Below are 26,260 nucleotides of genomic sequence, written 5' to 3' on the forward strand. Positions count from 1 at the left end.
TTCCAATAACAATAATGTCGAGGAAACCCGTCATGGCAATTGTCACGACACCTGCATCAGGCACCCCATCCATCACCGCCGTCGCGCTGGATGCAGAGCAGACCCGCGTCCTGCACAAGGCTGCCTGGCGCCTGATCCCGCTGCTCGCCCTGGCTTACTTTTTCAACTACCTGGACCGCACCAGCGTCGGCTACGCCGCCTTGCAAATGACCGAGCAGCTGGGTTTGACCGCCACGCAATTCGGCCTGGGCGCGGGGATCATGTTCGTCGGCTATTGCCTGTGTGAGGTGCCGAGCAACCTGGCGATGTACCGCTTTGGCGCCCGGCGGTGGATGGCGCGCATCATGATTACCTGGGGCATTGCGGCGGCGGCCACGGCCTGGGTGGTTGGCCCTTACAGTTTCTACGCCATGCGCCTGGTGCTGGGAGTGGCCGAGGCCGGGTTCTTTCCCGGGGTGATCTTTTTCCTGACCCTGTGGTTTCCGGCGCAGTACCGCACCCGGGTGCTGGCGTGGTTTACCGCCGCCACGCCGATTTCGTTCCTGGTGGGAGGGCCGTTGTCGGTGTGGCTCCTGCAAATGCATGGCATCTGGGGGCTGGCGGGGTGGCAATGGATGTTTCTGATCGAGGGCATCCCGGCGTGTATCCTCGGCCTGATCACCCTGAAGGTGCTGACCAACCAGCCTTCCGAGGCCAAATGGTTGTCGGCGCAGGAACGTGCCGTACTTACCGGCTTGCTGGCTGAAGAGCAGAGCCAGGGCCAGCACCGCCACGGCTTCAAGGCGGCCTTGAAAGACCCGCGGGTGTGGATCCTCAGCTCGATCACCTTCAGCTTTACCCTGGGCTCCTACGGCATCGGCATCTGGTTGCCGCAGATGCTCAAGGGCCATGGTGTCGAGATCAGCATGATCGGTTGGGTAGCGGCAATTCCCTACTTTTTTGCAACCATCGGCCTGCTGGTGTGGGCAAAACATGTGGACCGCACCGGCAAGGGGATTCTCAACCTGACCCTGGCCATGCTGTTGGCCGGCCTGGCGTTATTGGTCGCCTTGCAGATGGACACACTGGTGGCCGCCTTGGCCGGGATCACCCTGGCGCTGGTGGGGACGATCGCCGGCAAGACCATTTTCTACACCTTGCCCGGCAAGTTCCTGCGAGGCCAGGCCGCTGCCGGCGGCATCGCCCTGATCAACTCGATTGGGGCCTTTGGCGGCTTTGTCGGGCCGTACCTGATGGGGTTTCTCAAGGACTACACCGGCTCGTTCACGGCGGGCTTGATGGTGATGGGGTGCATCATGTTTGTCGCGGCGGCGATGGTGGTGTCGCTGCGGCTTTTCCTGCGGGAAGCATAATGCGGTGGCTGCACCCCGGCGCAAAAGGGTATGTTACGGCGACTGAACGTGTCTGGCGCGACCGGGACGGCAATGATGCTGCCGCTCGCGCCGGCGATGAATACCCAACGAGTGGCCATGAGTACCGAACCCAACAACAGTCTTGCTGATCAAGCCGGCAGTCCGGAAGGCGGCGTTGCTGCAGTAGACCGCGCGTTTTCCATTCTCGCGGCCTTCAATATCGATCAGGAGAGCTTGAGCCTGGCGGAGATCGCACGGCGCACCGGCTTGTATAAAAGCACCATCCTGCGCCTGATCGCCTCGCTGGAAAAAGCCGGCTTCGTGCGGCGCTTGAGTGACGGCCAATACGCGGTCGGGCCTGAACCGCTGCGCCTGTCCCAGCTGTATCAAGCGTCGTTCCGCTTGCGGGATGTGATCCTGCCGCTGCTGGAATCGATCACCGAAGAGAGCGGCGAGACGTCGTCTTTCTACGTCTATGAAAACGGCAGCCGGGTGGTGTTGTTCCGTGTCGAGCCCAAGCGCGCGGTGCGGGTTTCGGTGCTGGAAGGCGCGCGGTTCCCGCTGCATGCCGGGGCTTCCGGCAAGGTCCTGCGCGCGTTCTCGCGCCAGGGGGACGCCACACTGCCGCAGGAGCGTGAGCGGTGCTGGGCCTGCTCGTTTGGCGAGCGCGACCCGGAAACCACCGCCGTCTCCGTTCCCGTGTTTGCAATGGGTGGTGAGCTTAAAGGCGCGTTGACGCTGTCGGGGCCTTCCGACCGGTTGCTCAAAGAACACATCCCTCACGCTGCGTCGATCCTGCTGCGCAACGCAGCAATCGCCACCAGCGCGTTGGGCGGCAACAATACCGAACTGCGAGCAGCCCTGGAAAAACTCAACCCTTGAGGGGGTGGCGCTTCTGTCGGGTGATCTGGAATTCAACACAGGACGATCAAGATGGACGTGGCAATGGAACTGTCGTTTGAGGTCACCGAGCAAGAGCGCCAGGCCATCCTCCAGCCACTGAGGGCCTACAACATCAGCCAATGCGGCGAGAACCCGTTTGAAACCTTCGGGTTGTTGCTGCGTGATCCCGTCAGCCAGGACGTGGTGGGCGGTCTCTACGGGAAAATCTCTTATGGCTGGATGTTCGTTGAGCTGTTGAGCGTGCCTGAATCGATGCGCACTCAAGGCACCGGTTCAAAGCTGATGCAGGCGGCCGAGGACCTGGCGCGGGAGAAAAAGTGCACCGGGATCTGGCTGGATACCTTCAGCTTCCAGGCTCCCGGGTTCTATCGAAAACTGGGCTTCAGCGAGTTCGGGCATATCGCCGACTACCCGTCTGGGCACACGCGTCACTTTTTCCAGAAGCACCTGGCCTGAGGGCTAGCGGGTCACCGACCGCCAGGTCACCAGGCCGTCCAAACCCTGATCGGACTTCAAGTACCTGAGCACATTCTGCGCCTGGGCCTTTTCTTCAAACGGGCCGACAAAGGCGTGAGGCAGTTCATCGCGAACCCTGGGCACATCGAGCTCTTTCAATTGCGCCACCAGCAGGCCAAACCCTTCATCGGTATCGGCGGTGATACGCACGACCCAGCCGCTGCGGTCTTTCAGGGCGATGGGTTGCACATCGGCGCCACAGTGTTTGCATTGGGCTGCGGCGGCGTTGATGGGGGTTGTGCAGGCAGGGCAGGGCCGCAGGTCTTCGTGCACCAAAGCGTCAACACCGGTCTTGGGAATGCGTGGCAGCAGCAGGAGGACAATCAGCGGGACTACGGGCACGAATACGGCTATCGCAAACCATCTTGGGCCTGATCGGCCGCGCTGACTGGCCACGTAGGCGGTCACAATAGCGAGTGCCAGCAAAAGGGCAGGGTAGATGCTCATTCATTCGTCCTTGTATTTATTTTGCGAGCGCAATGCCGACGCTGGGCCGGTATGGCCCCGCGTCGGCACCCGCAGCGCTGACTACAGGGATACCCGCCAGGGGGTTACTGCGCCTTGGCGTTCTTGATGTCCGCGATTACTTGTTTGGCAATCGCCTGGACTTGCTTCTGGGTCATGGCCGACGCCACGCCTTCCCAGGCCGACGACTCGGTTTCATAGGTGCGCGCGCCCAACGGTGCGCCGGATTTCAAGTCGGAAAAATCGGCTTTCGAGAAGACCCAGGCGTTGCCCACCAGCGCACCGGCGGCGTAGCGGGTGCCCGCGGTCAGGTAGCGGAACTTGCTGACGTTGATGGTAATGCCCACGCCGTCGGCACTGCCGGTGTTGAGGGTTGGCGTTTCCTTGAGGCTATAACCGGCCTGCTGCGCTTCGGTTTGCAGGGCCGCGCCCCATTGTTGCTTGAGCAGTGGCCAGTCCTGGTTTTGCTCGACCGTGGTGTTGCCTTTAAAGCTCACCACCAGGTTTTGTTTGGCCGATTCCGGAATGGCCAGCGCGTCTGTACCGCCGCTCTTTACCTTGGCTGCGCAACCACCCAGCATCGAAAGGGCGACAGCGAAAGACAGGGCGTACAACGCCTTGGAGGTTTTCATTGAATTTCCGTATCCACAGATTAAGAGAGAGGGGGAGCCACCGCATCGGATGGGGGCGCTACGATGCTTGAACACCCCGCTCCCTAGCAAGCGGCTATGCCTCCCGCCCCGGAAAAAAAAGCTCAAAGCACGTTATGCCGTCTTCACTGCTCACGCTGTATCGGCCGTTATGCAACTGCATGATGGTCGCGACAATCGACAACCCCAATCCATTGGAATGGGCCGAGCGCTCCCGGGACTCATCCACGCGATAAAACCGCTCGAACAATCGGGGCAAGTGCTCGGCCGGGATGGTCGTACCGTGATTGGTCACGGTCAGGCTGATGCCTTCGGCGCTGGGCGTAGCCTGGATCAACAGTTCAGAGCCTGGCGCGCCGTATTTGATGGCGTTGGCACACAGGTTGGCCAGGGCGCGGCGCAGCAGCATCGGCTCGGCCCAGATCACACCGGCACCTTGGGGGAGTATGTTGATGTCGACATCGCCCGCCAGCCCTTCGAAGTAGTCGGCCATGCGTTCCACCTCGTCGGCCGCGTCCAGTTCCTGGCGTTGGCGCAGGGCGCTGGCAGGGTCGGTGCGGGCCAGGAACAGCATGTTGTCGAGCATGCGCGCCAGGCGTTCGAGTTCTTCGACGTTGGAGGCCAGCAGTTGCTGGTAGGCCTCGACGCTGCGGTGTTGCTGCAACGCCACCTGGGTTTCCCCGAGCAAATTGTTGATCGGCGTACGCAGTTCGTGGGCCATGTCGGTGGAGACCTGGCCCAATTGCACAAAGCCCTTCGCCAGGCGTTCGAGCATGGTGTTGAACGAATCAATCATCGGCAGCAGCTCTTTCGGCGCACCGTGGCTGTCGAGGCGTGCGGCGAGGTTGCCGACGCCAATGCCCTGGGCATGCACCGCCAGGCGCCGCAATGGCAGCAAGCCGCGATGCACCATCAGGTAGCCGACCACCGCCAGTACCAACGCCGCGATGCTGGCGAGGATATACACACTCAGCCGATAGCTGGCGAGCACGGCGGTGCGCTCGGTCATCAGCCGCCCGGTGGTGACTTGCAGGCTGCCCAGGTCGCCCGAGTCGATGGTGGCGGCCAGGGTGGAGAAGGGCACGCCATTCACGCCCGGCAAGTGCTGCACGTCGGCGAATTCCAGGGTGTGGTCCCTGGGCACCGGTGCAACGTCGGGCATATCGATGTTGCCGGGGTTCACTTCCAGCAACGGCTTCTGCCCGGGCGCGGCGATGCTCAGCACCGACTCGCGGTTGCCCAGCATGTTCTGGAACAGCTCCGGCTTGGTCTTGATCAGGTCCAGGGTGTTGCTGTCGTTCAGCAGGTTGCGCAGTTGGTCGACGCGGTAGATCAGCGCGGCGTCGTCCCGGTGGATCAGTTCGCGCTCAAGCTCGCGGTACAGCGCCACGCCGAGGGTGGCGAGCAGGGCAAACGCCAGCAAGGCGAAGATCAGCGCCAGGCGCAGGGTCAGGGAGTAATGCCGGGGCTTGCTCATGGTTGGGTATCGAAGCGGTAGCCGATGCCGCGCACGCTGTGGATCAGCTTGAGCTGGAACGGGTCGTCGATTTTCAGGCGCAGGCGGCGCACGGCCACGTCGACCACGTTGGTGTCGCTGTCAAAGTTCATGTCCCACACCCGCGAGGCGATCAGCGAGCGCGACAGCACCTGGTCCTGGTGGGTGGCAAACAGGTGCAACAGGGCGAACTCCTTGTTGGTCAGGGTGATGCGCACGCCGCCGCGGGTGACGCGGCGTTTGAGCACGTCGATCTGCAGGTCGGCGATCTGCAGTTGTTCTTCTTCACGGCTTGGCCCGCGCCGGGTCAGGGTGCGCAGGCGCGCCACCAGTTCGGCGAAGGAAAACGGCTTGATCAGGTAATCATCGGCGCCCAGCTCCAGGCCCTTGATGCGGTCGGCAATGTCGTCCCGGGCGGTGAGGAACAGCACCGGGGTGTCAGCTTCCTTGCGCAGGCGACGCAGCACTTCCCAGCCGTCCATCTTCGGCATCATCACGTCCAGCACGATCACGTCGAACGGGGTTTCGAGGGCCAGGTGCAAACCGTCCACGCCGTCGCGGGCGAGGCTCACGGAGTAGCCCAGCTCCTGCAGGCCGTTAAGCAGGTAGTTGCCCGCCTTGGGCTCGTCTTCGACTACGAGGATATTCATGGGGTTTGCCCTGGTGATGTGCAGGTCTTTGGTGGCGCAAGTGTAGCCCGATCAATTGTCATTGGGGCAGCCGATGCCTTGTACCTGGTAGTCCAGCACGTGTTCGCGGCCCTGGCTGTCCAGGTAGTCGAGGCGGGCCGGGACGATGCCGCACTGGCCGTAGGTGTCAGTGCTGGACAGCACCTTGGCCACGTCCATGTGCATGAAGAAGCCGGGGGTGTCGTGGATCACCGAGGTAGCTGCGGTGGTGCCGGCAAAGGCCGAACCGGTGGCGAGGAGGGCGGCAAAGCCGAGGATAAACAGTTTCATGGCGGTATCTCTCTTTAAGGGTTGGCTGCCGGTCTTCGGCAGTGAGTTCACAGTAACCAGGCGACACAAACAGCCAACCAACAGGATGATGACAAGGTTGTAATGAAGGGCTTAAGGCTGGCGGCCGGATGCTTCGAGGATCAGGTCGGTGATTTCCTTGGCGTGGGAAACCAGCGACAAGTGGCTCGACGGCACCTCGATGGTGGTGGCGTTCATGCGCTTGGCCAGGAAGCGCTCCAGGTCCGGGTTGATGGTCTGGTCGTTGCTGGACACCGCATACCAGGACGGCTTGGTGTGCCACGCGGCGTTGACGGTGCGGCCGCTGAACAGGGTCTTGGCGATCGGTTGTTGTACGGCGTACAGCTCCATGGCCTTGGCGCGGGGCACGTCGGCGGCGAAGTACTTGAGGAAGGCATCCTGGTTCAGGGTCAGGTAACCGTCATGCTCCACCACACCGGCGCGTACGGGTGTGGTCGGATACTTGGCAGACAGCGCGACGAAGTCTTCGTTGGTGTCCGGGGCGCGAGCGGCGACGTACACCAGGGAGCTGACCTTCGGATTGACCCCGGCGTCGCTGACCACGGTACCGGCGTAGGAATGACCCACCAGAACGGTAGGGCCGTCCTGTTGATCGAGTACGCGGTTGGTGGCGGCGACGTCATCTGCCACCGAGGTCAGCGGGTTTTGCACGGCGGTGACATGCAAACCGGCGGCCTGCAGGCGGGTGATCACTTCGGACCAGCTGGAACCGTCAGCCCAGGAACCGTGTACCAGGACCACGTTATTGGCTTTCACCGGTGCAATCGGGCCGGCCACGGCGGCGCCGGTGCCCAGCATCAACAGGCTGGCGGCGATCAGGCAGAGTTTGCTTGCAGGTTTCATGGGGCGGGCTCGCTTCATTGTCAGTGGGAAGTTGAGTCACCCGCTGTGGGTGACTGACGACTTCACTGTATGAAGTGAGGGTGCTGGCAACACTGACAGCTTAATGACAAGTTTGTAATGCAATGGGCAGCCTGGAGGCTGCCCGAATTCAATGTGGGGCAGTGATGCATTACACCGTGCGGGCTTCTCGTACGCGTTCGGCGCCACCTTCCGCCAGGCCGAGTTCATGCAGGCGATCAGCACCGCCTTCAGCGACCCGGTTTTGTTGCAGGCGATCTGCGCCGCCCTCGACGAGCAGGTGTGACGGTTGGCTCTTGACCACGGCGGCATGAGGGTTGGCTGACGCCACGGATGCCAGCCCGAGCCCTGCGACTACAGCCAGGCCGAATACCAGAGACGACGCTTTCGAGAAATTGAACATGGTGGTGCTCCTGCGAGTGAGTCAGCCGGATTGGCTGGTGGCTGTAGTTAATCGCCGGGGTGTATCCGCCATGTGTGCCCGTGCGTAGTGAAATGCCGGTTCGCGTATCCGGGGAGGGTTTCCATACAGTCCGATACAAAACCACGGGAAGGTTTACAGCGTTTGGGCTGATCCGTAGATTGCACCAGGCACGTGATTCGTCAGCACCCAAGACCGGGTGACGAAAGCAAGAGGAAGCCGAGCAGTGTCCACCCGCGATTCAGCTGTATTCGCCAACCGTTACCGCGCCTTCCTGTTCGACATGGACGGCACACTCCTGAACTCCATTGCCGCTGCCGAGCGCGTCTGGGCCACCTGGGCTGAACGCCATGGGCTGGATGTCGCGGCGTTCCTGAAGACCATCCATGGCGCCCGGGCCATCGATACCATCACCCGCCAGGCGTTGCCCGGTGTGGATGCAGAGGCTGAGGCGCAGTGGATTACCGAGGCTGAACTCGACGATGTGGAAGGGGTGGTGGCCATTGCCGGCGCGGTGGAGTTTCTCAACGCGCTGCCCGGCGACCAGTGGGCACTGGTCACCTCTGCGCCCAAGGCGCTGGCCTTGCGCCGTATGCAGGCCGCCGGCATCAACCCGCCGGCGGTGTTGGTAACGGCGGAGGATGTCGCCAGCGGCAAGCCGGATCCGGCGTGTTATGTGCTCGGTGCGCAACGGCTGGGCGTGCCGGTACAGGACTGCCTGGTGTTTGAAGATGCCAGCGTCGGGATTCGCGCCGGTGAGGCGGCGGGTGCCGATGTGATGGTGGTGACGTCGACGCACCTGACGCCCATGGTCACAGAGCACCCGTCGATTGCCGGGTACGAGCATCTGCAGGTTCGGCGGGATGAAGCCGGGCTGTTGCACCTGCAGCGCCTGCCGTGAAAAAAAGGCCGATCCGGTTAAGCGGATCGGCCTTCTTCGTAAACGGAGGGTTCAGCAGGGGGATTGTCATCAGCCAGCGCCTGGAGGCGGGTGCCCTTGATCCCCTGGCGAGACAACACCATTTCCTTGAGAATTTCGCTGGCGAGCCTGGCGATCGCTTCCGGCCCTCGATGGTGCGCCCGGACGATACCGGTTATCGCAAAGTGATCAGCTTCAGGGCCGCTGAGGATCGCGGAAAGCGTGCCGTCGGCATGCAGGGTGCAGACGATTTTGTAGCTCGGCAGGCGCGCTGCCAGTGCCGCTTCGATTTCGGTTTTACTCAGAGTGTCCATCCGCGCTACAACCTTTCACTGACCGTGCATGCCCTAGCATAGGTTGTGGTGCGCGGCTGTAAATACCGGCGATCTGATAGCGATTAAGCGGGGGGTCACGGGTGCCCTGCCTGGGATCAGGAGGACGCTTTCCGGCGCTCGCCGCGAGGAGCACGCCGGCACAGTTTTCGATGAATGGCGGCCTGGATCGGCTTGAGACAGAAGAAAAACAAATAGGCGCTCAGGAACAGCGTCAGATCCAGCCAGGAGTAGGCCGTGTCGGAGATGCCCTCCATTTTGTACCGCAGACCATATTCCAGCCCAAAAAAGACCACGGCTATCAGCACGGCGATCATCCAGGACTTGGATAAGTGGGGTTGTTTACCAGGTCGCCTCATCAACGTGCTCCTTGGCGCGCTGCAGACTGTGAAAGGTTTGTCACGAGATTCGGCTCTGTAACATTCAACAAGTTCCCTTTGTTTGCAGGTTGTTTCATGCGTGTAACGCAGCCAGCGGCTATTACTGAACAGGGTTCCTGCCATGTGTCAGACAGAAGGGAGTACGCCTTATGTTCATCCAGTGGTTTCTTGCAGCCGTCCATTTACTGGCATTCGCCATGGCGTTATCAGCCGTGCTTGCGCGGGGCAAGGCCCTGCGCGGTGTTTCTGATAGTGCCCCATCCACCGTACGCAGCGTGTTGATCGCGGACAACATCTGGGGGATCAGTGCTCTGGTGCTCCTGATAACCGGTAGCCTGCGGGCCTTTGGCAGTTACGAAAAAGGCAGTGAGTATTACCTGCACCAGCCGTTGTTTCACGTGAAGATGACGCTGTTTGCATTAATTTTGTTACTTGAGCTCGCGCCGATGATCCGTTTTATCAAATGGCGTATCGGCTTGGTTCGGGGCACGCGTCTGGATCTGCACCAGGCAGGTCTTTTTGCACGCATCAGCCACCTGCAGGCGCTGCTGGTTGTGCTGATGATGATTGCGGCGACGGGGATGGCGCGCGGCGTCGGCCTGGGGTGACGCTAGCCTGGCGCTGGGATAAGGGAATAGGGCGCGCTGGCCGCGGAAAGCCGCGAGCAGGCCAAAGAGGTTTTCGCCAGCCGTTACAGTGAACGAAAGGGCTGGCTACTGGAGGCGCTTCAAGGTGTCTGGTTTTTATCCGGAGCCGTCAGGCCCGCCTGGATACGTTGGTAGATCTCCTCGCGATGCACGGCAACGTCCTTTGGAGCATTGATGCCGATTCTTACTTGCTGGCCGCTAACGCCCAGAATGGTGATCGTGATGTCATCACCGATGTTTATGCTTTCACCGACTTTGCGGGTGAGTATCAGCATGGACTTCTCCTTGATTGCTTTGAAAGGCACATGTTCAGACAGGGCAGATGTCGGATGTGTGTAGCTTACTGCGAAGCGCTTCCCTGTGGCTGCCTCTTTTAGGACGCATAGAGGCAGCATTAATTCCCATGACGCCATCATACAGGTCTGCGATACATCATTCGCATTGTTTAAGCCAACGTTTATGACGGCCAGAATAGACAGTGAATGATAAAGTCGCCTCTTTGATCCTCTAAGGAGCAGGGTAGTGCGTAAAGTAGCGATGGCAATTGCGGTGTTGGCATTGGCCGGTTGCGGTGAAGGCAAAAACGTCGATGCTCCCAAGGCCAGGCCCGCCGTTGCCGAGGCGCCCGCCCAGGCCCAAACTGCGGTCGGTGCGATCGCCTCCCAGGAGTGGGATGTATGGGTGGGACCGCCGGATCACAAGCTCCAGGCGATGACTGACCTGACCGCGTGGTTGCTCGAGCACGGTTTCAGTTTCTATCTGGTGAAGGAAGACGGTAAGGACCAGGTACTGCTGGGGCCGTTCAGCACCAAGGCCGAGGCTGAAGCGAAGCAGGCGCAGTTGACTCAGAAGCTGGTCACCGCGAAGAAAAATGACACCGTGTCCGAGGTCATCGAACACAAGGTTGCACAGTAAGATACCGGCCAGCGGGAGGCAGTAGCGCTCCCGCTTTTTTATTCAGCCGCAGGCTTTCAAGTTCACCGGGCCGACAAACTCATTGCCGCGGCCCATCACGCACGCCACGGTTTGATTGCGCTGGCGCTCCCAGGGTTGTACCGGGTAAGTCTTGTTCCAGGCTTCGTAGAGTTGGCGATCCTGTTTTGACAGGCGCAAGCCATACTGCTTGCTCATATAGAAGTACGTGCGGGCGATCATCCCGCGAATGGACGGGCGGGGCATGACCTTCTTGGCCTTGAAGTCCACCTGGGTCAGGCACGAGCCATATTGCCCGCTCTGCACCGGCAGCCAGCCAAAACTGAAGTTATTACGGTCGCCATTGACCTCGCCGATGCTCGGCACCAGGTTGTGCAGGTCCGCCTCGGCGCGCTTGTATACCGCGTCCTTGCGGGTGCAGTTCTTGCGTCCGCCGTCCTGCCAGCACTGGCGCTGATGGCCGATCTGCCAGGCAGGAACAATGTGCTCCCACTCGATACGCGCTGCCCGGTTGGCGTTCTTGCGCGGGATATAGCCGCAGGCTTTCAGGTCCACCCGGTTACCGCTGTATTTGCAGCCGCAGTAAAACTCCGTGGATTGCGGCTCGTATAGCTTCCAGGCGATTTTCTTGGCTTCACTGAAGGTTCTGGGGGCTTGCGCGTGAGCGGTAACAGCAAAAAGCAGAAACAAAACACTGATAAAACGGACACTCATTGACTCAATCTTCCTTCGGCACAACCCAGAAAATCTGCACGCCACCGTCATCGCGATAGGCGAGGGTGACGTTATCGTTTTCTGCAATTTCCTCCAGTAGTCGTGCCCACTCGTCTTCCGGTTCCTCCGGCAGACGAAAAATCAACGCCGCCTTGTTTTTTTGAGCGTTAGTGGAATTGATGATTTTCTGCACGCGAACGGCCAGGCGTTGGTAGGCGTCGGGAGCTGTGGGTGCTGCGGAAGAGGGCTTTGCCACGGAGTATTCCTTATTAGGCTGTACGTGCATACAGTATTTAACTGTGGGCAATTTCGCAACTGCTTAAAATTAAAGAAGTTCTTCTGACAATAATTTTGCTGGTTTGGTGTAGGAGGGCTTTGTTTTTCAAGGACTTTTTGCGCGGGGGGAAAGCGGGGGAGGCTGGACCCGCTCGCGGTGCGCCACGAGCGGGATGGCCCGACCGTTACCGGTCAGGCCTGGGAGCGATCAATATTCCCAGAACATCCGTTGCAGCTCTTTGCTGTCCTGGGTCTTGGTCAGGGCGACCATTGCCAGGATGCGGGCTTTCTGCGGGTTCAGGTCGTGAGCAACCACCCAATCGTATTTGTCGTCTGGTTGTTCGGCGTTACGCAGAACGAAACCGCCGGCATTCACGTGGGAAGAACGAATGATCTGCACGCCTTGCTTGCGCAGTTCCTGCAGGGCTGGCACCACCTTGGAAGACACCGAACCATTGCCGGTACCGGCGTGGATGATGGCTTTGGCGCCGGCCTGGGCCAGGGCTTTGTAGGCGGTGTCGCTTACGTTGCCGTAGGAGTAGGCGATTTCGACGTCCGGCAGGCTTTTGATGGTCTTGATGTCGAATTCCGAGTTCATGGTGTGGCGCTTGGCTGGCAGGCGGAACCAGTAGGATTTGCCTTCAACCACCATGCCCAGCGGGCCCCACGGGCTCTTGAACGCTTCAGTCTTGATGTTGATCATCTTGCTGACATCGCGACCCGACTGGATCTCGTCATTCATGGTCACCAGTACGCCTTTGCCGCGAGCGTCTTTGCTGCCGGCTACGGCAACGGCGTTGTACAGGTTGAGCATGCCGTCAGCCGACATGGCGGTGCCTGGGCGCATCGAGCCGACCACGACGATTGGCTTGTCGGTCTTTTCCACCAGGTTGAGGAAGTAGGCGGTCTCTTCCAGGGTGTCGGTACCGTGGGTGATCACGATGCCATCGACGTCCTTGCTGTCTGCCAGCTCGGCGACGCGGCGACCCAGTTGCAGCAGGTTTTCGTTGGTGATGCTTTCGGAGGCAATTTGCAACACTTGCTCGCCGCGAACATTAGCGATCTGGCTAAGCTCAGGAACACCGGCGATCAATTGTTCGATGCCGACTTTGGCGGCCTGGTAGGTCGCACTGTTGGCCGCGCTGGCGCCAGCGCCGGCGATGGTGCCACCGGTGGCGAGGATCACCACGTTGGACAGTTTTTGTTTGGTTTCAGCTTCTTTTGCCTGAGCGGCAACAGGGAACAACAGCAGGAGGGCTAACGCGCCCGGGACGAAAGTTTTCAACGCAGATTTCATTATTCTTCTCTCTAGTTTTTGATGAGTGCTGATGCAGGTTCATCTAGAAACACCCGGGCGGTTCTGAACGCCACGAGGTGCTGAGTAAGAGCAGGATTTGTACCAGCGGTATTTTGTTATTCAATAGAATTTAACTTATTGATTTATATCTATTTATATTTGATTTTCAGGTGTGGGTTTCCGCTTTGTGTCCGGCTTTCCGAACAAAGCGGCGGGTTGGTGTTCGGTTGTCCGAAAAGGATGACGGAAAAGCGATGGAGTAATACGTGGCAGGCACACCGCGACCTGTCGTTTCAGAGAACGATCAAACGGTGTCGATGTTTAATGAGGGCAGCCAATGGGCGCGAGGGCAGGGCGTAGAGCGGATTCATCAAAAGGCTGTTTTCTCCCGTTGACAAATCTCGACAAGCTTCTCATAGTTTGACCTAACGCAAACGTTTGCGAGATGTTTCACGGGGTGCTCCTTGAGTGTCGTGAAAGCTCGTATCAGTCGCCCGGGTGGGATGGCTGCCGAAGCGTTCTTCGGTGCAAGCGTTGCTCACAATAATCATAAGATCGGAGTGAACCCATGAAGCTGCCATTCGCTGGACGTCTTCTTGCTGTCGCTGTGCTTGCTGCCGCATCCGCTGCCCTGCCTCTTTCCTCTGCATTTGCCGCCGAGACCGCCGCCAAACCCAAGGTCGGCCTGGTCATGAAATCCCTCGCCAACGAATTCTTCGTCACCATGCAAGACGGTGCCAAGGAATACCAGAAGGCTCACGCCGCCGACTTCGACATGATCACCAACGGGATCAAGAACGAAACCGATACCGCTGCTCAGATCGATATCGTCAACCAGATGATCCTGTCCAAAGTTGACGCCATCGTCATTGCTCCGGCTGATTCGAAAGCCTTGGTCACCGTGCTGAAGAAGGCCTCGGACAAAGGCATCAAGATCGTCAACATCGACAACCGCCTCGACGTCGATGTGCTGAAAAGCAAATCCCTGAATATCCCGTTCGTAGGCCCGGACAACCGCAAGGGCGCACGCCTGGTGGGCGAAGAACTGGCCAAGCACCTCACCAAGGGTGATCAGGTTGGCATCATCGAAGGTGTGTCTACCACCACCAACGCCCAGCAGCGTACCGCGGGCTTCAAAGACGCGATGGACGCCGCCGGCATGAAGATCGTCTCCACCCAGTCCGGCGAGTGGGAAATCGACAAGGGCAACGCGATTGCCGCTGCGATGCTCCAGGCAAACCCGAACATCAAGGCGCTGCTGGCCGGTAACGACAACATGGCACTGGGCGTAGTCTCCGCTGTGCGTGGCGCTGGCAAGGCGGGCAAGGTGCTCGTGGTCGGCTACGACAACATCGAAGCGATCAAGCCGATGCTTCAGGATGGCCGTGTCCTGGCCACCGCCGACCAGGCCGCTGCCCAGCAAGCCGTTTTCGGTATCCAGAACGCTCTGAAGCTGGTCAAGGGTGAAAAAGTCGATGCCGTGGATGGCATGATCGAAACCCCGGTCGAACTCATCCTCAAGAAGTAATTCCCGGCAGCACAAAACAGCGTCCGCTCACCCTGAGCGGACGCCTGGAGACGTTCCTATGTCATCTTCCGCACCGAACGCTGTCCTCTCGGTCAGCGGTATCGGCAAGACCTATGCCCAACCGGTTCTATCCGACATCACCCTGACGCTCAATCGTGGGGAAGTGTTGGCGCTTACCGGTGAGAATGGCGCGGGGAAAAGCACCCTGTCGAAGATCATCGGCGGGCTGGTCACACCGACCGACGGCCACATGCAGTTCAATGGCCAGGCCTACACGCCGGGCAGCCGGACCCAGGCAGAAGAGCAGGGCATCCGCATGGTCATGCAGGAGCTCAACCTGCTGCCGACCCTGACTGTCGCCGAAAACCTGTTCCTCGATAACCTGCCCAGCCACGGTGGCTGGATCAGTCGCAAGCAACTGCGCAAGGCCGCTATTGAAGCCATGGCCCAGGTTGGCCTGGACGCCATCGACCCGGACACGCTGGTCGGCAGCCTCGGCATCGGCCACCAACAGATGGTCGAGATTGCCCGCAACCTGATTGGCGATTGCCATGTATTGATCCTCGACGAACCCACGGCGATGTTGACTGCCCGTGAGGTCGAGATGCTCTTTGAACAAATCACCCGCCTGCAGGCCCGGGGCGTGGCGATCATCTATATTTCCCACCGGCTCGAAGAACTCGCCCGTGTCGCCCAGCGCATTGCGGTATTGCGGGACGGCAAGCTGGTGTGTGTCGAGCCGATGGCCAACTACAACAGTGAGCAACTGGTCACACTGATGGTGGGTCGTGAGCTGGGCGAGAAAATCGACCTGGGCCCGCGCACCATCGGCGCGCCGCTGTTGACCGTAAAAGGCCTGACCCGCTCGGACAAGGTCCGCGATGTCTCGTTTGAAGTGCGTGCCGGCGAAATCTACGGCATTTCCGGCCTGATCGGTGCCGGCCGTACAGAATTGCTGCGCCTGATCTTCGGCGCCGACCTGGCCGACAGCGGCACCGTGGCCCTGGGCACACCCGCGCAAGTCGTCAGCATTCGCTCGCCCGCCGACGCGGTCGGTCATGGCATCGCCCTGATCACCGAGGACCGTAAAGGTGAAGGCCTGCTGCTGACCCAATCCATCGGCGCCAATATTGCCTTGGGCAACATGCCGAAGGTGTCCAGCGCCGGCCTGGTGAACAGTCGTGACGAAACGGCCCTGGCCAAGCGCCAGGTCGACGCCATGCGCATACGCAGTTCCAGCCCGGCGCAGTTGGTGTCCGAGCTGTCGGGCGGTAACCAGCAGAAGGTGGTGATTGGCCGCTGGCTGGAACGCGACTGCGCGGTGATGCTGTTCGATGAGCCGACCCGGGGCATCGACGTCGGCGCCAAATTCGATATTTATGCCTTGCTCGGCGACCTGACCCGCCAGGGCAAGGCGCTGGTGGTGGTGTCCAGCGACCTGCGTGAGTTGATGCTGATCTGCGACCGTATCGGCGTGCTTTCCGCCGGGCGCCTGATCGAGACCTTCGAGCGCGACAGCTGGACCCAGGACGAATTGCTTGCCGCTGCTTTTGCCGGCTATCAGAAACGTGATGCGTTGCTCAACGATGCAGCGCCTAGGAATACCCCATGAAAACCACTTCCTCCCCCGCAAAACGTGGCGGCAACTTCTACGGCCTGGGTACTTACCTGGGCCTGGCCGGCGCGTTGCTGGCGATGATTGCGCTGTTCTCGTTCCTGAGTGACCACTTCCTCTCGTACGACACCTTCAGCACCCTGGCCAACCAGATTCCTGACCTGATGGTGTTGGCGGTCGGCATGACCTTTGTGCTGATCATCGGCGGCATCGACCTGTCGGTGGGCTCGGTGCTGGCCCTCGCTGCATCAGCTGTCAGCGTGGCGATTCTCGGTTGGGGCTGGAGTGTGCTGCCGGCCGCCGTGCTGGGCATGGGCTGCGCCGCGCTGGCCGGTACCATTACCGGTTCCATCACCGTGGCCTGGCGCATCCCGTCGTTCATCGTGTCCCTCGGCGTGCTGGAAATGGCCCGTGGTGTGGCCTACCAGATGACCGGCTCGCGCACCGCCTATATCGGTGATTCGTTTGCCTGGCTGTCCAACCCGGTGGCCTTCGGTATTTCCCCCTCGTTCATCATCGCGTTGCTGGTGATCATCGCCGCGCAGCTTGTGCTGACGCGTACCGTGTTCGGTCGCTACCTGATCGGCATCGGTACCAACGAAGAGGCCGTGCGTCTGGCGGGGATCAATCCAAAGCCCTACAAGATTTTGGTGTTCAGCCTGATGGGGCTGCTGGCCGGCGTGGCGGCCCTGTTCCAGATTTCGCGCCTGGAAGCGGCAGATCCCAACGCCGGTTCCGGCCTGGAGCTGCAAGTGATCGCTGCCGTGGTCATCGGCGGCACCAGCCTGATGGGCGGGCGTGGCTCGGTCATCAGCACGTTCTTCGGCGTACTGATTATCTCGGTATTGGCGGCAGGGCTGGCGCAGATTGGCGCCACCGAACCGACCAAACGTATCATCACCGGTGCCGTGATCGTGATCGCGGTCGTGCTGGATACGTACCGCAGCCAGCGCGCCAGTCGGCGAGCCTGAGCCATGGCAACGATCAAGGATGTGGCCGCGCTGGCGGGGATCTCCTACACCACGGTGTCCCATGTGGTGAACAAGACGCGCCCGGTCAGCGAGCCTGTACGAATCAAGGTCGAGGCGGCCATCAAGCAGCTCGACTATGTGCCCAGTGCGGTCGCACGGTCACTGAAGGCCAAGACCACCGCGACCATCGGCCTGTTGGTGCCCAACAGCCTCAACCCGTACTTTGCGGAGCTGGCCCGGGGCATCGAGGATTATTGCGAGCGTAACGGCTATTGCGTGATCCTCTGCAACTCCGATGACAATGCCGAAAAGCAGCGCAGCTACCTGCGGGTGCTGCTGGAAAAGCGCATCGACGGTTTGATCGTGACCTCGGTGGGCGGCGATGACAGCGGCCTGGCAACGGGCCTGAAAGCGGTGCGTACGCCCATGGTCATCGTCGACCGTGCACTGGACGGAATCGATGTCGACCTGGTGCGCATCGACCACGAACAGGGCGCTTACCTGGCGACCCGGCACTTGCTTGATCTGGGCCACCGCGACATTGCCTGCATTGGCGGCCCGAGCCACACCCGTGTGGCGCAGATGCGTATGGCGGGTTACTACCGAGCCCTGGCCGAAGCCGGGGTTGAGGTGTCGGCCGGGCGGGTACTGGAAAGTGATTTCACCAGCACCGGTGGCTATGCGGCTGCAGCGCAATTGCTGGCGGATAATCCCCCCAGCGCGATTTTTGCCGGCAACGACATGATCGGCTTCGGCGTATTACGCGCGGCTGCCGAGCGCAATATCCGCGTGCCCGGCGAGTTGTCGGTGATCGGCTTTGACGATATCCAGATGAGCCAGTACGTGTACCCGGCGCTGACCACGGTGGGCCAGTCGATCCTGCAACTGGGAGAGATGGCGGCCGAGCTTTTACTGCGACGAATTGCGACACCCCAATTGCCGATCGATCAACGCATCGTGACGCCGAGTATTGTTCTGCGCGAGTCGACGGCGCCGTTGGCCGGTGTATTTGCCCAATACCGCTGAACCGAATTGATGAGTACTGATGTATGCCAGCAAAAGTAGTGGTAATAGGCAGCCTGAACATGGACCTGGTCACCCGGGCCAGCCGGCTGCCCCGCGCCGGTGAAACCCTGATCGGCCAATCATTTTCCACCGTCCCGGGCGGCAAGGGCGCGAACCAGGCGGTCGCTTCGGCGCGTCTTGGGGCCGAGGTCGCGATGGTCGGCTGTGTAGGCACCGATGCCTATGGCGTGCAATTGCGCGACGCGTTGGTGGTGGAAGGTATCGATTGCCAGGCCGTCAGCACCGTCGACGGTTCCAGCGGCGTGGCGCTGATCGTGGTGGATGACAGCAGCCAGAATGCGATCGTGATCGTCGCCGGCGGCAATGGCGAATTGACCCCGGCCAAATTACAGACATTTGACAGTGTGCTGCAGGCTGCCGACGTCATCGTCTGTCAGCTTGAGACACCGATGGACACCGTCGGCCATGCCCTCAAGCGCGGCCGCGAACTGGGCAAGACGGTGATCCTCAACCCGGCACCCGCCAGCGGTCCGTTGCCTGAGGACTGGTATGCCGCCATCGACTACCTGATTCCCAACGAAAGCGAAGCCTCGGCCCTGAGTGGTGTGGTGGTCGATTCACTGGACAGCGCTAAGGTCGCCGCTACGCGCCTGATCAAGGCCGGTGCCGGTAAAGTGATCATTACCCTCGGCTCCGAGGGCGCGTTGTTCGCCGATGGCCAAGGCTTTGAGCACCTGGTGGCGCCCAAGGTCAAGGCGGTCGATACCACGGCTGCCGGTGACACCTTCGTCGGTGGTTTTGCGGCGGCGCTGGCCAACGGCAAAAGCGAGGCCGAGGCCATTCGTTTTGGCCAGGTGGCGGCGGCGTTGTCCGTGACCCGCGCCGGTGCGCAACCCTCCATTCCTACATTGCATGACGTTCAAGGTTTTGTGCCCTCATGAAAAAGACTCCCTTGCTCAATATCGCGCTGTCGCGGGTGATTGCATCCCTTGGCCATGGCGACATTCTGGTGATCGGCGATGCCGGCCTGCCGGTGCCGCCGGGCGTCGAGTTGATCGACCTGGCGCTGACCAAAGGCATCCCGGATTTCGTCAGCACCCTGCGCATCGTGCTCAGCGAAATGCAGGTGGAAAGCCACGTGCTCGCTGAAGAAATCCTGCTCAAGCAACCGCCGGCCCTGACTGACCTCAATGCCCTGACCGAACAGGCTGCCCTCGGTGAGCGCCGCCTGGTCAGCCATGAAGAGTTCAAGCAGCTCAGCCGCAAGGCGAGGGCGGTGGTGCGCACGGGCGAGTGCCAGCCTTACTGCAATATCGCGCTGGTTTCCGGCGTAACGTTCTAGAATTTCCCAACGACAAGGAGTGCGTCATGCAACGTGGTACCCAAACCCTGCGACACCTGTTCCGGAGTGTGCTGCTTTTGTCCGTGCTAACCGCTGCAAGCGCCCACGGGGCGGAAAAAATCGACCTGATCATCGATACCGACCCCGGTGCCGACGACGTAGTGGCCTTGCTGTTCGCCATGGCTTCGCCCGATGAGCTGAAGATCCGTGCGCTGACCACCGTTGCCGGCAACGTGCGCCTGGACAAGACCTCCCGCAATGCGCGGCTGGCCCGCGAGTGGGCAGGGCGCGAAGAAATCCCGGTGTACGCCGGTGCGCCTAAACCGATGCTGCGCACGCCGATCTATGCCGAAAACATCCACGGCAAGGAAGGTATTTCCGGCGTTACCGTGCATGAGCCGAAAAAAGGCCTGGCCGAAGGCAATGCCGTTGATTACCTGATCAAGACCCTCAGCACCGCCAAGCCCCACAGCATTACCATCGCCATGCTCGGCCCGCAGACCAACCTGGCGTTGGCATTGACCCAGGCACCGGAGATCACTCAAGGCATCAAGGAAGTGGTCGTGATGGGCGGCGCACACTTCAACGGCGGCAACATTACGCCGGTGGCCGAGTTCAACCTGTTCGCGGACCCTATCGCGGCCGAGATCGTGCTCAAAAGCGGCGTCAAGCTGACTTACCTGCCGTTGGACGTGACCCACAAGGTCCTGACCAGCGACGCACGCCTGAAGCAAATCGCAGCGTTGAACAACAACGCGAGCAAGGTGGTTGGCGACATTCTCAATGAATACGTCAAGGGCGACATGGAGCACTACGGTATTCCAGGCGGCCCGGTGCATGACGCTACCGTGATTGCCTACCTGCTCAAGCCTTCGCTGTTCAGCGGCCGCGAGGTCAATGTGGTGGTGGACAGCCGTGAAGGCCCGACCTTCGGCCAGACCATCGTCGATTGGTACGACGGCCTGAAACAACCGAAGAACGCGTTCTGGGTTGAAAACGGCGATGCCCAGGGCTTCTTCGATCTGCTGACCGAACGTCTTGGCCGCTTGAAGTAAGCGGTTTACCGGTCGGCGTTCGTCGGCCGGGTCTTATTCGCGCTCGGGGTCTGGTGCCCCCATGTGATCGGCCGGGTATTTCTCGAATACCTGGCCGATAAATGCCTGCGCAGCCTGTGTCCCCATCTCCTTGACCAACAGGTCGATACCGATGATTGCCAACTCCTCCGGGCTGCCCGGGCTGTAGGAGCTCTGCCCGTGGGGCCACTTGGCTTTGATGTCGGCGTGGATCGTCACGATGGTCATGGGTGTCTCGCGAGGCTGAAAGGCGGCTGGTGCGTTTATCTGGCGTGTGGAGTTAACCATTTTGCGCGGCGTTTGGCACTGCTACTTAGGCATGAGGGGAGGGCTGTGCGACACTGTCCGCCTGTTTAATTGCCAGGGCAAACTGCGTGCAGATCGATTTGAACAACCCCGAGAACCTGACACTGGACGCTGTGCGACAGCTGCTTGCCTCCGCCAGTGACAACGTTCACACCCAATTGCGCGTCACCAAGGCCGGCATTGCCTACATCTCTTCCGGCGTGGTGGGCGGCGTTGATATCGACGGCCTGTTATTCCGTCTGGAGACCTGGGCGGCGGGTTCCGGTTACGTCGGCAACGTCGCGGCCAGCGATGAGGTGTGGGTGATGCAGATTTTCAACGCACTCAAGCAGAACTGGCCAACGCCGCCGTTTGATTACATCGACATTTACTGAGTGCGTTCATATCTGGTGACGATTGATTCGCCAGTGTGAAGGGTCGACTCAGGCAGACTGGCCCACGGCCAATTGTGACAATTCTGAAACCAATCGGCCAAACCACGGTCGCACGATCTCTGTCCATTTTTTCTCAAAGGAGGCTTCATGCCTTGGAAGCTCGCATCATTCGGTACTTTGTTGGCTGCGCTCGCCTTGACGGGTTGCAGTACCCCGGGTACCTCTGAGCCAGCCAAAGACACTGCCGTGGCCGATGCTGGTCACAGCCGCTGTGAGGCGAAGGCTGCCGAGTTCGCAATCGGCCAGAAGGCTTCGCCGCAACTGCTGGAACAGGCCCGTAGCCGCGCCGGTGCGCAGAACGCACGCATTCTCAAGCCAGACGACATGGTCACCCTGGAATACCGCTCGGATCGCTTGAACCTCAACACCGATGACAATCTGGTGATCAACCGGGTTAATTGCGGCTGATTGCTTCAGCGCTTTTATCCAGGCCATAAAAAACCCCGTCACATGGACGGGGTTTTTTAGATCAGCGCAGAAATTACTCTGGGCGAACCTGTGCAGCTTGCATACCCTTTTGGCCTTTCTCAGCCACGAAGGAAACGGTTTGGCCTTCTTTCAGGCTTTTGAAACCGTCGCTTTCGATAGCTTTGAAGTGTACGAACAGGTCGTCACCGCCACCTTGAGGAGTGATGAAGCCGAAGCCTTTTTCATCGTTGAACCATTTAACGGTGCCGGTTTGGCGATTAGACATGGTGTATCTCCAAGAAACATATATTTTCAGTAGTGCTGTGCTGCTCAGGCCAACTGGGCACACCGAGCTATCATAGTCGAAATGTTCGGCTTGGGAGCCCCCCCAAGGCATTGTTTGCTAATCAAACGCGTTGTGTTTCATGCTTTGGCTGGCTGAAAGCCCCGATCTACGGGGCTTTCAGGTGAAATATCAGCTGTTAAAAAAAGCCGTAAAAGCTGCGTAATTTGTGAGAAATGGCAGTTTTCGGGGCGTTTTTTGGCCCTTTAGCCGGTCTGGCGGGGCGTAAAAATTACTTTTTCTTCACGACCTTGCAAGACGAAATAGCGGCGACGGCCTTGTTCTTAAGCGCAGGATCCGCGTTCTGGTTGGTCATCAGCTCTTTGATCTCGGCACTGCTCAACTCGGCATTGATCTTGTCTGCGCCACATTCGCAATGGTCTTTGGCGGTTTTGGCATCAACACTTTGCTGGGCGGCTGCGCTGCAATCCTTGATGAAGCTGTCCCGGGCACCGGCAGGCCAGTTCGAAGGGGCTGCGGCGTGCGCGCCAAGGGACATGAGGGTCAGGGATGCAGCGAGGGCGAAAGTCGAGGTAAAACGCATAATTAAATGCTCCTGGAGTCGTGGACGAACGGCGATTCTCGATGTGTTTGAGGCCCGCCGTACAGTTCAAGTTCACTTTTGCCCCTAAAATCCGGGAATTTGCGTTTCGTGAAGCTGAGCCGGCGCCATGACCGTTCATCTGTGCTAGCATCTTTCGCTTGGCTATTTTCCGGCGCGCCCTTTGCCGCCTTGCCAAGGTCTTTTTTGTTTAACTCCAGTCACTCTGGTTCGATTATCGGTTGGCCGAAAGGCTCCTGCCGCTGTAAGGCAGGCGTTCATCACTGAACGGCCTGGTATTGGATCTTGTACTGGCTCATCCCAACCCACGTGACCTTTGGTAGGGGTCACCACTAGGAGAGGAGGCGCCATGCCAACTATTACTCTTCCCGACGGCAGTCAACGTTCATTCGATCATTCGGTTTCCGTAGCCGAGGTCGCCGCATCCATTGGTGCCGGCCTGGCCAAGGCCACCGTGGCCGGTAAAGTCGACGGCAAGCTGGTGGACGCCAGCGATCTGATCACCGGCGATGCCAGTCTGCAAATCATTACGCCCAAGGATCAAGAGGGGCTGGAGATCATTCGCCACTCTTGCGCGCACCTGATTGGCCACGCGGTCAAGCAGCTGTACCCCACCGCGAAGATGGTTATCGGCCCGGTCATCGACGAAGGCTTCTATTACGACATCGCCTACGAGCGTCCTTTCACTCCGGACGACCTGGCGGCCATCGAGCAGCGCATGCACGCGCTGATCGAGAAAGATTACGACGTCATCAAGAAAGTCACTCCGCGTGCCGAAGTGATCGACGTGTTCACTGCCCGCGGCGAAGACTACAAGCTGCGTCTGGTGGAAGACATGCCGGACGAGCAGGCCATGGGCCTGTATTACCACGAAGAATACGTCGACATGTGCCGTGGCCCGCACGTGCCGAACACGCGCTTCCTGAAGTCGTTCAAGCTGACCAAGCTGTCGGGTGCCTACTGGCGCGGTGACGCTAAGAATGAACAACTGCAGCGGATCTACGGCACTGCCTGGGCTGACAAGAAGCAGCTGGCGGCCTACATCCAGCGTATCGAAGAAGCCGAAAAACGCGACCACCGCAAGATCGGCAAGCGCCTGAACCTGTTCCATCTCCAGGAAGAAGCGCCGGGCATGGTGTTCTGGCACCCGAACGGCTGGACCCTGTACCAGGTGCTCGAGCAGTACATGCGCAAGGTTCAGCGCGACAACGGCTACCTGGAAATCAAGACGCCGCAAGTCGTTGACCGCAGCCTGTGGGAGAAATCCGGGCACTGGGCCAACTACGCCGACAACATGTTCACCACCCAGTCGGAAAACCGCGACTACGCCATCAAGCCGATGAACTGCCCGTGCCACGTACAGGTGTTCAACCAGGGCCTGAAGAGCTACCGCGAGTTGCCGATGCGTCTGGCCGAGTTCGGTGCCTGCCACCGTAACGAGCCGTCGGGTGCACTGCACGGCATCATGCGTGTGCGTGGCTTCACTCAGGATGACGCCCACATCTTCTGCACCGAAGAGCAGATGCAGGCTGAATCCGCTGCGTTCATCAAGCTGACCATGGACGTGTACCGCGATTTCGGCTTCACCGAAGTCGAAATGAAGCTGTCCACTCGTCCGGAAAAACGCGTCGGTTCCGACGAGCTGTGGGATCGCGCCGAGTCGGCACTGGCTGCAGCGCTCGACAGTGCGGGGCTTGCGTACGACCTGCAGCCGGGCGAGGGCGCGTTCTACGGTCCGAAGATCGAGTTCTCGCTGAAAGATTGCCTTGGACGTGTCTGGCAGTGTGGTACCCTGCAGCTCGATTTTAACCTGCCGATCCGTTTGGGAGCCGAATACGTCTCCGAAGACAACAGCCGTAAACACCCGGTTATGCTGCACCGGGCGATCCTCGGCTCGTTCGAACGGTTCGTCGGGATCCTGATCGAGCACTACGAGGGTGCATTCCCTGCGTGGCTGGCTCCGACCCAGGCAGTGATCATGAATATCACTGATAAACAGGCAGATTTTGCCGCTGAAGTTGAAAAAACTCTCAATGAAAGCGGGTTTCGTGCCAAGTCCGACTTGAGAAATGAAAAGATCGGCTTTAAAATCCGCGAGCATACTTTGCTCAAGGTTCCCTATCTTTTGGTTATCGGAGATCGGGAAGTCGAGATGCAGACTGTCGCTGTGCGTACTCGTGAAGGTGCTGACCTGGGCTCGATGCCCGTCGCCCAGTTCGCTGAGTTCCTCGCGCAAGCGGTTTCCCGGCGTGGTCGCCCAGATTCGGAGTAATTATTATTAAGCGTGAAATGAGACAAGATAAACGAGCTGCACCGAAAGCCCCGATCAACGAGAATATCTCGGCACGCGAGGTTCGGTTAATTGGCGCTGACGGCGAGCAGATTGGCATCGTCTCGATTGATGAAGCGCTTCGTATTGCTGAAGAGTCCAAATTGGACCTGGTGGAAATCTCCGCCGATGCAATCCCGCCCGTTTGCCGGGTGATGGACTACGGCAAGTCGATCTTCGAAAAGAAGAAGCAGATTGCCGCGGCGAAGAAGAACCAGAAGCAGATTCAAGTAAAAGAAATCAAGTTTCGTCCAGGGACGGAGGAAGGGGATTACCAGGTAAAACTGCGCAACCTGGTACGTTTCCTGAGTGATGGGGACAGGGCCAAGGTATCCTTGCGATTCCGCGGCCGTGAGATGGCCCACCAGGAGCTGGGGATGGAACTCCTCAAGCGGGTTGAAGCTGACCTGCTCGAGTACGGTTCGGTCGAACAGCATCCTAAGATGGAAGGACGCCAGCTGATCATGGTCATCGCCCCGAAAAAGAAGAAGTAATCAATAGGGCACGGCAGGCCTTCTGATTATGTTTATCAACTGAATGCGGAGTATCCGAACATGCCAAAAATGAAAACTAAAAGTGGTGCTGCTAAGCGGTTTCTGAAAACTGCTAACGGTATCAAGCACAAGCACGCTTTCAAGAGCCACATCCTGACTAAAATGTCGACCAAGCGTAAGCGTCAACTGCGCGGTAGCAGCTTGCTGCATCCGTCTGACGTGGCAAAAGTCGAGCGCATGCTGCGCCTTCGTTAATTTTAGTCAAGAATAGAGGAAGTAACTCATGGCTCGTGTAAAGCGTGGCGTCATTGCCCGTAAACGTCACAAAAAAATTCTGAAACTTGCTAAAGGCTACTACGGCGCGCGTTCACGCGTATTCCGTGTTGCCAAGCAAGCGGTAATCAAGGCTGGCCAATACGCCTACCGTGACCGTCGTCAGAAAAAACGTCAGTTCCGCGCTCTGTGGATCGCCCGTATCAACGCTGGTGCACGTGTTAACGGTCTGTCCTACAGCCGTTTCATCGCTGGCCTGAAAAAAGCGTCCATCGAGATCGACCGTAAGGTTCTGGCTGATCTGGCAGTGAACGAAAAAGCGGCGTTTGCTGCGATTGTCGAGAAAGCTAAAGCCACCTTGGCTTAAGTACCCCCGACAGTCACCCTGGGCCGCTTT

At 59.5% G+C, this 26,260-nt stretch carries 35 protein-coding genes; 19 read left to right on the forward strand and 16 right to left on the reverse strand.

What is annotated here, in order from left to right; all coding sequences use genetic code 11:
* Positions 1-32: 32 nt before the first annotated feature.
* From HKK54_RS20800 to HKK54_RS20810, 3 genes are all read left to right on the forward strand, one after another.
* A complete protein-coding gene (locus HKK54_RS20800) occupies positions 33-1,352 on the forward strand; it encodes an MFS transporter (protein ID WP_237150965.1) in 1,320 nt (439 codons plus the stop codon).
* Positions 1,353-1,469: 117 nt separating this feature from the next.
* Positions 1,470-2,234 carry an IclR family transcriptional regulator gene (locus HKK54_RS20805; protein WP_169387660.1) on the forward strand — a complete coding sequence of 255 codons (765 nt, stop codon included), beginning with the start codon at positions 1,470-1,472 and terminating at the stop codon, positions 2,232-2,234.
* A 51-nt stretch (positions 2,235-2,285) separates the two neighbouring features.
* Positions 2,286-2,711 carry a GNAT family N-acetyltransferase gene (locus HKK54_RS20810; protein ID WP_169387661.1) on the forward strand — a complete coding sequence of 142 codons (426 nt, stop codon included), beginning with the start codon at positions 2,286-2,288 and terminating at the stop codon, positions 2,709-2,711.
* 3 nt (positions 2,712-2,714) lie between these two features.
* On the opposite strand, the gene HKK54_RS20815 is transcribed toward HKK54_RS20810, so the two are convergent.
* The 7 genes from HKK54_RS20815 to HKK54_RS20845 form a co-directional block, all read right to left on the reverse strand.
* Positions 2,715-3,218 carry a zinc ribbon domain-containing protein gene (locus HKK54_RS20815; RefSeq protein ID WP_169387662.1) on the reverse strand — a complete coding sequence of 168 codons (504 nt, stop codon included), beginning with the start codon at positions 3,216-3,218 and terminating at the stop codon, positions 2,715-2,717.
* Between the two features lie 104 nt (positions 3,219-3,322).
* On the reverse strand, positions 3,323-3,868 hold the full coding sequence (locus HKK54_RS20820; RefSeq protein ID WP_010175675.1) for a DUF4410 domain-containing protein: 546 nt from the start codon (positions 3,866-3,868) through the stop codon (positions 3,323-3,325).
* A 94-nt stretch (positions 3,869-3,962) separates the two neighbouring features.
* Positions 3,963-5,363 carry a heavy metal sensor histidine kinase gene (locus tag HKK54_RS20825; RefSeq protein WP_169387663.1) on the reverse strand — a complete coding sequence of 467 codons (1,401 nt, stop codon included), beginning with the start codon at positions 5,361-5,363 and terminating at the stop codon, positions 3,963-3,965.
* Complete coding sequence (locus tag HKK54_RS20830; protein ID WP_010175671.1) at positions 5,360-6,031, reverse strand: heavy metal response regulator transcription factor; 672 nt, start codon at positions 6,029-6,031, stop codon at positions 5,360-5,362. The genes HKK54_RS20825 and HKK54_RS20830 overlap by 4 nt, the downstream gene beginning before the upstream one ends.
* A 51-nt stretch (positions 6,032-6,082) precedes the next feature.
* Positions 6,083-6,340, reverse strand: a complete 258-nt coding sequence (locus HKK54_RS20835; RefSeq protein WP_169387664.1) for a DUF2790 domain-containing protein — start codon at positions 6,338-6,340, stop codon at positions 6,083-6,085.
* Positions 6,341-6,451: 111 nt separating this feature from the next.
* The gene (locus HKK54_RS20840; RefSeq protein ID WP_169387665.1) at positions 6,452-7,222 is read right to left on the reverse strand and encodes an alpha/beta fold hydrolase; all 771 of its coding nucleotides are present in this window, start codon (positions 7,220-7,222) and stop codon (positions 6,452-6,454) included.
* A gap of 169 nt (positions 7,223-7,391) precedes the next feature.
* On the reverse strand, positions 7,392-7,643 hold the full coding sequence (locus HKK54_RS20845; protein ID WP_010175664.1) for a hypothetical protein: 252 nt from the start codon (positions 7,641-7,643) through the stop codon (positions 7,392-7,394).
* A 244-nt stretch (positions 7,644-7,887) separates the two neighbouring features.
* On the opposite strand from HKK54_RS20845, the gene HKK54_RS20850 reads away from it, so the two are divergent.
* Positions 7,888-8,562 (forward strand): HAD-IA family hydrolase, encoded by a 675-nt coding sequence (locus tag HKK54_RS20850; RefSeq protein ID WP_169387666.1) that lies wholly within the window; start codon positions 7,888-7,890, stop codon positions 8,560-8,562.
* Between the two features lie 17 nt (positions 8,563-8,579).
* Here the strand turns inward: HKK54_RS20850 and HKK54_RS20855 are convergent, their stop codons facing one another.
* Entirely contained in the window at positions 8,580-8,894 is a 315-nt protein-coding gene (locus HKK54_RS20855) for a hypothetical protein (protein ID WP_169387667.1), read from the reverse strand.
* A gap of 116 nt (positions 8,895-9,010) precedes the next feature.
* Entirely contained in the window at positions 9,011-9,271 is a 261-nt protein-coding gene (locus HKK54_RS20860) for a hypothetical protein (RefSeq protein WP_169387668.1), read from the reverse strand.
* 170 nt (positions 9,272-9,441) lie between these two features.
* Here HKK54_RS20860 and HKK54_RS20865 point away from each other — a divergent pair, with 170 nt between their 5' ends.
* Positions 9,442-9,900: a DUF2214 family protein gene (locus HKK54_RS20865; protein ID WP_010175656.1), complete on the forward strand. Its 459-nt coding sequence runs from the start codon at positions 9,442-9,444 to the stop codon at positions 9,898-9,900.
* Between the two features lie 119 nt (positions 9,901-10,019).
* Here the strand turns inward: HKK54_RS20865 and csrA are convergent, their stop codons facing one another.
* The gene (gene csrA, locus HKK54_RS20870; protein ID WP_003192511.1) at positions 10,020-10,214 is read right to left on the reverse strand and encodes a carbon storage regulator CsrA; all 195 of its coding nucleotides are present in this window, start codon (positions 10,212-10,214) and stop codon (positions 10,020-10,022) included.
* Positions 10,215-10,461: 247 nt separating this feature from the next.
* Here csrA and HKK54_RS20875 point away from each other — a divergent pair, with 247 nt between their 5' ends.
* A complete protein-coding gene (locus HKK54_RS20875; protein ID WP_169387669.1) occupies positions 10,462-10,854 on the forward strand; it encodes an SPOR domain-containing protein in 393 nt (130 codons plus the stop codon).
* A gap of 42 nt (positions 10,855-10,896) precedes the next feature.
* On the opposite strand, the gene HKK54_RS20880 is transcribed toward HKK54_RS20875, so the two are convergent.
* The 3 genes from HKK54_RS20880 to HKK54_RS20890 all read right to left on the reverse strand — a co-directional run bounded on the left by HKK54_RS20880 (position 10,897) and on the right by HKK54_RS20890 (position 13,159).
* Positions 10,897-11,586: an endonuclease gene (locus tag HKK54_RS20880; protein WP_010175651.1), complete on the reverse strand. Its 690-nt coding sequence runs from the start codon at positions 11,584-11,586 to the stop codon at positions 10,897-10,899.
* Positions 11,587-11,590: 4 nt separating this feature from the next.
* Entirely contained in the window at positions 11,591-11,842 is a 252-nt protein-coding gene (locus HKK54_RS20885; protein WP_010175649.1) for a DUF1654 domain-containing protein, read from the reverse strand.
* 228 nt (positions 11,843-12,070) lie between these two features.
* Complete coding sequence (locus tag HKK54_RS20890) at positions 12,071-13,159, reverse strand: asparaginase (protein WP_010175648.1); 1,089 nt, start codon at positions 13,157-13,159, stop codon at positions 12,071-12,073.
* Between the two features lie 568 nt (positions 13,160-13,727).
* On the opposite strand from HKK54_RS20890, the gene HKK54_RS20895 reads away from it, so the two are divergent.
* From HKK54_RS20895 to HKK54_RS20925, 7 genes are read left to right on the forward strand one after another with little or no spacing between them, the layout of a single operon-like run.
* Positions 13,728-14,687, forward strand: a complete 960-nt coding sequence (locus HKK54_RS20895; protein WP_169387671.1) for a sugar ABC transporter substrate-binding protein — start codon at positions 13,728-13,730, stop codon at positions 14,685-14,687.
* 58 nt (positions 14,688-14,745) lie between these two features.
* Complete coding sequence (locus tag HKK54_RS20900; RefSeq protein ID WP_010175644.1) at positions 14,746-16,299, forward strand: sugar ABC transporter ATP-binding protein; 1,554 nt, start codon at positions 14,746-14,748, stop codon at positions 16,297-16,299.
* Positions 16,296-17,273 carry an ABC transporter permease gene (locus HKK54_RS20905; RefSeq protein WP_003219960.1) on the forward strand — a complete coding sequence of 326 codons (978 nt, stop codon included), beginning with the start codon at positions 16,296-16,298 and terminating at the stop codon, positions 17,271-17,273. The genes HKK54_RS20900 and HKK54_RS20905 overlap by 4 nt, the downstream gene beginning before the upstream one ends.
* A gap of 3 nt (positions 17,274-17,276) precedes the next feature.
* Positions 17,277-18,299, forward strand: a complete 1,023-nt coding sequence (locus HKK54_RS20910) for a LacI family DNA-binding transcriptional regulator (protein ID WP_010175641.1) — start codon at positions 17,277-17,279, stop codon at positions 18,297-18,299.
* Between the two features lie 23 nt (positions 18,300-18,322).
* Positions 18,323-19,240: a ribokinase gene (rbsK, locus tag HKK54_RS20915; protein WP_010175639.1), complete on the forward strand. Its 918-nt coding sequence runs from the start codon at positions 18,323-18,325 to the stop codon at positions 19,238-19,240.
* Positions 19,237-19,641, forward strand: a complete 405-nt coding sequence (gene rbsD, locus HKK54_RS20920; protein WP_010175637.1) for a D-ribose pyranase — start codon at positions 19,237-19,239, stop codon at positions 19,639-19,641. The genes rbsK and rbsD overlap by 4 nt, the downstream gene beginning before the upstream one ends.
* A 26-nt stretch (positions 19,642-19,667) precedes the next feature.
* Positions 19,668-20,696: a nucleoside hydrolase gene (locus tag HKK54_RS20925; RefSeq protein WP_010175635.1), complete on the forward strand. Its 1,029-nt coding sequence runs from the start codon at positions 19,668-19,670 to the stop codon at positions 20,694-20,696.
* 33 nt (positions 20,697-20,729) lie between these two features.
* Here HKK54_RS20925 and HKK54_RS20930 read toward each other — a convergent pair whose 3' ends face one another.
* The gene (locus HKK54_RS20930; RefSeq protein WP_010175634.1) at positions 20,730-20,942 is read right to left on the reverse strand and encodes a hypothetical protein; all 213 of its coding nucleotides are present in this window, start codon (positions 20,940-20,942) and stop codon (positions 20,730-20,732) included.
* Positions 20,943-21,088: 146 nt separating this feature from the next.
* Between HKK54_RS20930 and HKK54_RS20935 the strand changes: the two genes are divergently transcribed.
* Entirely contained in the window at positions 21,089-21,394 is a 306-nt protein-coding gene (locus tag HKK54_RS20935) for a hypothetical protein (protein ID WP_003219949.1), read from the forward strand.
* Between the two features lie 147 nt (positions 21,395-21,541).
* Positions 21,542-21,862, forward strand: a complete 321-nt coding sequence (locus HKK54_RS20940; protein ID WP_010175633.1) for an I78 family peptidase inhibitor — start codon at positions 21,542-21,544, stop codon at positions 21,860-21,862.
* A 73-nt stretch (positions 21,863-21,935) separates the two neighbouring features.
* Here HKK54_RS20940 and HKK54_RS20945 read toward each other — a convergent pair whose 3' ends face one another.
* Positions 21,936-22,148, reverse strand: coding sequence for a cold-shock protein (locus tag HKK54_RS20945; protein WP_003179963.1), 213 nt, complete (start codon positions 22,146-22,148; stop codon positions 21,936-21,938).
* A gap of 289 nt (positions 22,149-22,437) precedes the next feature.
* Positions 22,438-22,752 (reverse strand): hypothetical protein, encoded by a 315-nt coding sequence (locus HKK54_RS20950; RefSeq protein ID WP_026078157.1) that lies wholly within the window; start codon positions 22,750-22,752, stop codon positions 22,438-22,440.
* Positions 22,753-23,116: 364 nt separating this feature from the next.
* On the opposite strand from HKK54_RS20950, the gene thrS reads away from it, so the two are divergent.
* Genes thrS through rplT form a run of 4 tightly spaced genes read left to right on the forward strand, consistent with a single transcriptional unit; the run spans position 23,117 to position 26,230 of the window.
* A complete protein-coding gene (thrS, locus tag HKK54_RS20955; RefSeq protein WP_010175631.1) occupies positions 23,117-25,039 on the forward strand; it encodes a threonine--tRNA ligase in 1,923 nt (640 codons plus the stop codon).
* Positions 25,039-25,590: a translation initiation factor IF-3 gene (gene infC / locus HKK54_RS20960; protein WP_169875357.1), complete on the forward strand. Its 552-nt coding sequence runs from the start codon at positions 25,039-25,041 to the stop codon at positions 25,588-25,590. Before thrS ends, infC begins: the two co-directional genes overlap by 1 nt.
* A gap of 60 nt (positions 25,591-25,650) precedes the next feature.
* Positions 25,651-25,845, forward strand: a complete 195-nt coding sequence (gene rpmI / locus HKK54_RS20965; protein WP_002553160.1) for a 50S ribosomal protein L35 — start codon at positions 25,651-25,653, stop codon at positions 25,843-25,845.
* Positions 25,846-25,873: 28 nt separating this feature from the next.
* Positions 25,874-26,230, forward strand: coding sequence for a 50S ribosomal protein L20 (rplT, locus tag HKK54_RS20970; protein WP_002553161.1), 357 nt, complete (start codon positions 25,874-25,876; stop codon positions 26,228-26,230).
* Positions 26,231-26,260: the final 30 nt, after the last annotated feature.

This window comes from Pseudomonas sp. ADAK13 (assembly GCF_012935715.1).
Taxonomy (GTDB): Bacteria; Pseudomonadota; Gammaproteobacteria; order Pseudomonadales; family Pseudomonadaceae; genus Aquipseudomonas.